This window comes from Pseudomonas sp. MD195_PC81_125 (assembly GCF_014060985.1).
In the GTDB taxonomy this organism is placed as follows: Bacteria; Pseudomonadota; Gammaproteobacteria; order Pseudomonadales; family Pseudomonadaceae; genus Aquipseudomonas; species Aquipseudomonas parakoreensis.
Genome location: NZ_JABULD010000014.1, coordinates 1 through 4,963, shown reverse-complemented (window position 1 = coordinate 4,963; position 4,963 = coordinate 1). Strand labels below are relative to the sequence as shown.

Genomic DNA, 4,963 nt, shown 5'->3' with positions numbered 1-4,963 from the left:
CTTCGAACCGACGCCCTTGCCCTGCCACGCCAGCGCAACGGCCATGCCGACACTGCCGGCGTGGCTGCGACGAATCCGCGAAAAAGCCTCCAGTCCGAGATGCCCGATCACCGCACCTTGATGCAGCGCCACCAGTTTCACCATCCGCTCATTTTCCGGCATCAGTCGTTGGCGCCAGATCTCGGCAGACTGAAACGGCATCTGCAACACCTGCCGGGTCACGGCCGGGTCGTTGTAAAGCGCGGTGACGCCCTCGACGTGCGATTCGCTGAAGCGTTCGAGGTGGATGGCGGGGTTGTGCTCAGGCATGAAAGATCCCTCCTGGATCAGTGCGTGGCCGGTCACTTTAAACCGCTTCTTCACGGACTCGCCACGACTGTTTAAAGCCGTTGACCGAAACGTCCGGTAAGCCACAACGCCTTGCGCCATTGCCTACGCATCCGCCAGAATCCGCCGGCTTGTACGCCTTGAGGGTGGGCTCTATCGTCTCCGGGTCGCTGATGAATCAGCGATCGGGTCTCGCAGCCCGCGATCTCTAGACGCACAACATCCTCCAGTTTTATGGCGGCTGTACGTGGGAGACCCTCGGGTCTGCCGGTTCTAGAGTCCCGGTCTGCGACCCGCGTATAGCTGCCCCCCCTTCGTATCGCAGCGAATCGTGGCGGCTCCATGACTCTGGAGATTCAATCATGATCAAACCAACACCAAACCCACCCGAAACCGACTCGACCTCGCCCTACGAAACCCTCGATTCAAAGAAATTCCACGAAGCCGCCGACCGCGCCCTCGACCACTACCTCAATCCGTTCCACCCCAGAAAGCCGCTGCTCAAACCCATCACCCGCTACCTCATCGCCCCCGGCATCCCGAATGAAGAACTGCTGGCCGACGCCTGCGAAAACCTGACCTCGGCCAAAACCATGGCCAGCGATTTTGCCGGGATGATCGATACGCCGCGGCGGCATGTGCTGCTGGGCATCGGGCAACTGATCATGCTGGCGGAACTGGCGGTGAACCGGGTGCTGGATAATCTGGATGTGGCGGCTGAACCTCAGCCCTGAGTGATGAAACCAAAACAGCCCCGCATGGGCCGTTTTCGCGTCTGTAGGAAAACCGTTCTCCAACGACCATTCGTCTTGAAACAGCGCTCACCTGTCAGATCTGACAGGTGACGCCTTCACGTATCCAGCGTTTGATGACGCCTGCATCCCTACCTCGCCGGAGCATCGACATGACTACGCCTACCTCACTGCAAAACACCAATCTGGTGCTGGCACCTCCTTTCGTGCAGGGCGCCACTGATTCAGTTATCGGCGCGCGCATCGGTGTCCCGCTTGCCATTTACAATCTGGTGCCCGACGGCCTGGGCGCGAGAGTTCGAATCGATCCGCCACTGGCAGGCACGGTCGATCCGACTGATACCATCGTGCTGAAGCTAAAGGGTGAGGTGGCGCCACTGGACAGCAAGCCTGTCGGCAACCCGGACGCCCCGATTGAAATGCGTATTCCAGTGGGGCGACTGCACTCCGACCGAGTCAACGAGCTGTACTACGAAATTTTTCGCAACAGCCAGAACTTCAGCTCTTCCACGCCGATGCTGGAAGCGCTCTTCAACATGATCCGGCCTGGCTTGAAAGACGTCCGCCCCGATATCGTGGGCCATTCCGAACTCGGCATGACGCTGCCTGACGAGATCAAGAATGGCGTCGGGCCAGGGTTTGTCAGCGCACAGGTGTGCTTCACCTATCCCTATTGCCGGGCCTACGACACGATCACACTCAAGTGCAATGGGGAGATCGTCACTTTCGAAGTGGGCACCAACGACGCACCGCAACCACCTGACCCCGGCTCGCCGGCACCGACCACCGTGTGTTTTATCGTGGATCGCGCATTCCTCGACAAGGCCATCAGGCCGAGCGGCAAACTGGACTTTTCATTCACCGTGACTGACCAACTCCTCAATACACCCGACCCCGACGCCGTGTGGTCAGCCTCGCAAACCGTCGACGAGAACCTGGACGGCAAACGCTTGCAGGGGGTGATCTATCGTGAGCGCCCGAACGATCCTGGCGATGTATCCGAGATCATCGACCTGGAGTTACTGGGTACCAATCGACTGCAAGTGATTGTGCTGACCAACGACCCGCGCCTGCTTGCGGGGGATGTCATCGATGGAACCTATACGGCAAGCGCTGAAGGTAAACTCGACGTCGTGGTGCCGTTGAAGGGAGTCGTGGAAGCCGACGAGTTCGGACAGAAAAAGGTCTTGATCCTGTGGGTAGACAATAACAAGGTGATCGCCGGCAGCACAGTGAAGAGCATGTATGCGGTGCTGCGCAATGGCACATCTATCGGCCAATCGGTCGCGGCCATGGCCCGAGTGGTGGGTGAAGGGTTACCGGATCTGCTGCCACCACGTTTTCAGAAATCGCTGGGTGGTGTTCTGGACCCGTTGGATCCCGCTAACCTGAAAGGTGCAAACGGCCAGGTGGAAGTGCTCGGTTTCCGTTCAGGCGATGTCGTAAAAATGATTGGCTCTTGGGCTGGCTCACCGACATTCGATTTCAAACCATTGAATTCCGCAAGCCGGGCCAACTTTCCTTTGGACAGCGCATTTCTCGCGGCGAACATGGGTAAACAGTTGAAGTTACGTTATGTACTGCAACGTAGTGGCAAGCTGTACGACTCGCAAGTACTGGACGCCTCAGTAAAGAGAATTGCGGATCACGATCCGAGACTGCCTGTGCCGACGATTGATGGGAACGACACATCTAACCTGGACGCTACAAAACTGCTTCCGTCCTCCGTGCTTCAGTTGCCGGCGTATGCACATCAAGTGTCGGGACAGAGCGGATGGTTACGCTATGAGGGGGTGGACAGCAAGGGTAATCCGGTCTTCCACGACGACCTGAATGGTGACGCCCTGAGCGCCGGACCGGGACTGGTCCGGCCTGTACCGTTGACTTGGTTGCAAGGGCTCATGGATGGCAGTGTGTTCACCATCCTGTTCAGTTTGAACTATGACGGGGTGGCCAATGCGGGATTGGCGGTGAAGTTTCCGGTTCGCAGTTACACCGTTCAGGCACAGCCTGAGGTCGTGGTGGCGTTTCTCAATGCGCCTTACACCGCTACGACGGGCGAACAGGTGACGGGGATTGAACTGCTTGTCACTCAGGCAGGGCTGCCCAGTGCAGGACAGACTGTCACCATCACCTTGCCACAGGGGACGACGTTTGTCGGAGGGGCGGGAACCAAGGACTTCGTGACCGGCGTTGAGGGGAAGATAGCGGTTAATGGGGTTAAGGCGGGGAGTGTGGAAGGGGATCATTCAATTACTGCTGTCAGTGGTAGAGCAACGGCCAGTGCGAGGTTGAGCATTCGTGCGGATGAAGGAGAAGTGATCGACCATACGGACTTCACTAATGGTACAAATGGTTGGTCGGTTCGTACCAGAGCTCAGACATTAATGAAGGAAGGCCAAGATGGATTCTTACGATTCGTCTCCGATCCCAATTCCCTCTCAGCCATTACTAAGACATTCAGCTTAACCAAAGGAAAATACCAACTCACAATAACAGCGAGAAGGACTCTTCAAACTTCGAACTTATACTATATCTTCAATAGTACTGACTGGACAATAGCGCCGCTCGGCACATTCTGGAGCGAAGTTAGCAGCGAACTAACCTTAAACGCAGACGTAAATAAATCCGTATCTTGCGGCTTTGCATGGGCCGGTACCTATGGCAATCAGGGCGACATAACCTCTATAAAAATCATAAAACTAAAGACCAATTAACCCGAAACATCCAATACAGCAAAAAAAATGAAAAATGGGACAAGGAAAAAGTGGACGGATTTATTTAACTGGATAAATCCGTCTTTTTTACGTTATTCAAACCACTCCCCACGTTCGCTAAACGTCCGCCGAATCAACTCCACGAGCACCTGTACCTCTTCAACACCCTGCGAGTCACTGTTCACCGCCAACCACGCCTGCAACCGCATCGCCTCCTCAAACAACCCCGGCAAAGCCACCAACCCGCGATCAAACCGGCTCATGTACATCGGCAACAAACCAATGCAAGCGCTGCACCGGATCATCTCCAGCATCAGCTCGTAAGACTGCATCTGCACCACCCCGGCCAAGCGCTGTTCGACGAGATTGTTCCACGGCCGGAAGCTATCGATCTGCCGGTCATGCTGCCATTGCACCAGCATGAAATCGGCAAGATCATCCGGGCTCCCTGGCCGTGCGGTCACGCGGGAATAGCGTTTGGCAATGTGCGGCTGGTATTCCAGTTGCGCGAGGCGTTGCGGTTCGCTGGTGGCGAAGGTCGGGGCCGGGGTACGGGGGTTTCACCATGGGCGAGCCACAGCACGATGTCGGCGCTGACGGCGCGCAGAGCCAGTTCGCTGTCGAGGGCGATGATCTCGAGGCGCACGCTGGCATTGCGGCGCAGCAGTGCGATGAGGTCGCGGCCGAGGATGTCGTGCAGGATCGATTCGGCGACGGCCAGCCTGATCAGGGGTTGCTCGATCACCGGCAGTTTGCGTTCGTGAGCCAGCGCGATCAGTTGCGCCTGCAATTGCTGGCCTTCGCGGGTCAGGCTCAAAGCGCTGCCCTGAAAGCTGAACAGCGCGCATTGCAGTTGTTGTTCGAGCTGCGCCAGTTGTTTGCGCAGCAGGGTCGAGCGCACGTTGAGGCTGCGGGCGGCCTGCATGAAGCAGCCGCAACGGGCGCTGACCAGAAAGTATTGCGCGACCTCGGCATCGATGCTCGCGGCTTGCGCGAGCCACGGCTCGTGCTCGCCCTGTGCCCAGCGATAGTCGGGGCTACCCTGTCGTCCTGCGGGTTCGGTGAATGACATCGATGACTCCCTGTCGATCTTTGTTGGTCTTGAGTGCACCACAATCCACTGTGGGAGCGAGCCTGCTCGCGAAGGCGCCAGCACATTCAACAATT

3 protein-coding genes and 1 pseudogene are annotated in these 4,963 nt (G+C 57.3%); 2 read left to right on the top strand and 2 right to left on the bottom strand.

Features of this window, described 5'->3' with window-relative positions; translation table 11 throughout:
- A partial coding sequence (locus HT737_RS00690) for a GNAT family N-acetyltransferase (protein WP_374011119.1) occupies positions 1–309 on the bottom strand: 309 nt, incomplete at its 3' end.
- Positions 310–689: 380 nt separating this feature from the next.
- Here HT737_RS00690 and HT737_RS00685 point away from each other — a divergent pair.
- Both HT737_RS00685 and HT737_RS00680 read left to right on the top strand, forming a co-directional pair.
- Positions 690–1,061, top strand: coding sequence for a DUF6124 family protein (locus HT737_RS00685; protein ID WP_182400986.1), 372 nt, complete (start codon positions 690–692; stop codon positions 1,059–1,061).
- Between the two features lie 170 nt (positions 1,062–1,231).
- The gene (locus HT737_RS00680; RefSeq protein WP_182400984.1) at positions 1,232–3,796 is read left to right on the top strand and encodes a hypothetical protein; all 2,565 of its coding nucleotides are present in this window, start codon (positions 1,232–1,234) and stop codon (positions 3,794–3,796) included.
- 92 nt (positions 3,797–3,888) lie between these two features.
- On the opposite strand, the pseudogene HT737_RS00675 reads toward HT737_RS00680, so the two are convergent.
- Positions 3,889–4,868, bottom strand: a pseudogene (locus HT737_RS00675) (LysR family transcriptional regulator).
- Positions 4,869–4,963 lie beyond the last annotated feature (95 nt).

Coding starts and splice junctions, on each gene's coding strand:
- HT737_RS00685 (WP_182400986.1), top strand. CDS start 690: ATGATCAAACCAACACCAAACCCACCCGAAACCGACTCGACCTCGCCC.
- HT737_RS00680 (WP_182400984.1), top strand. CDS start 1,232: ATGACTACGCCTACCTCACTGCAAAACACCAATCTGGTGCTGGCACCT.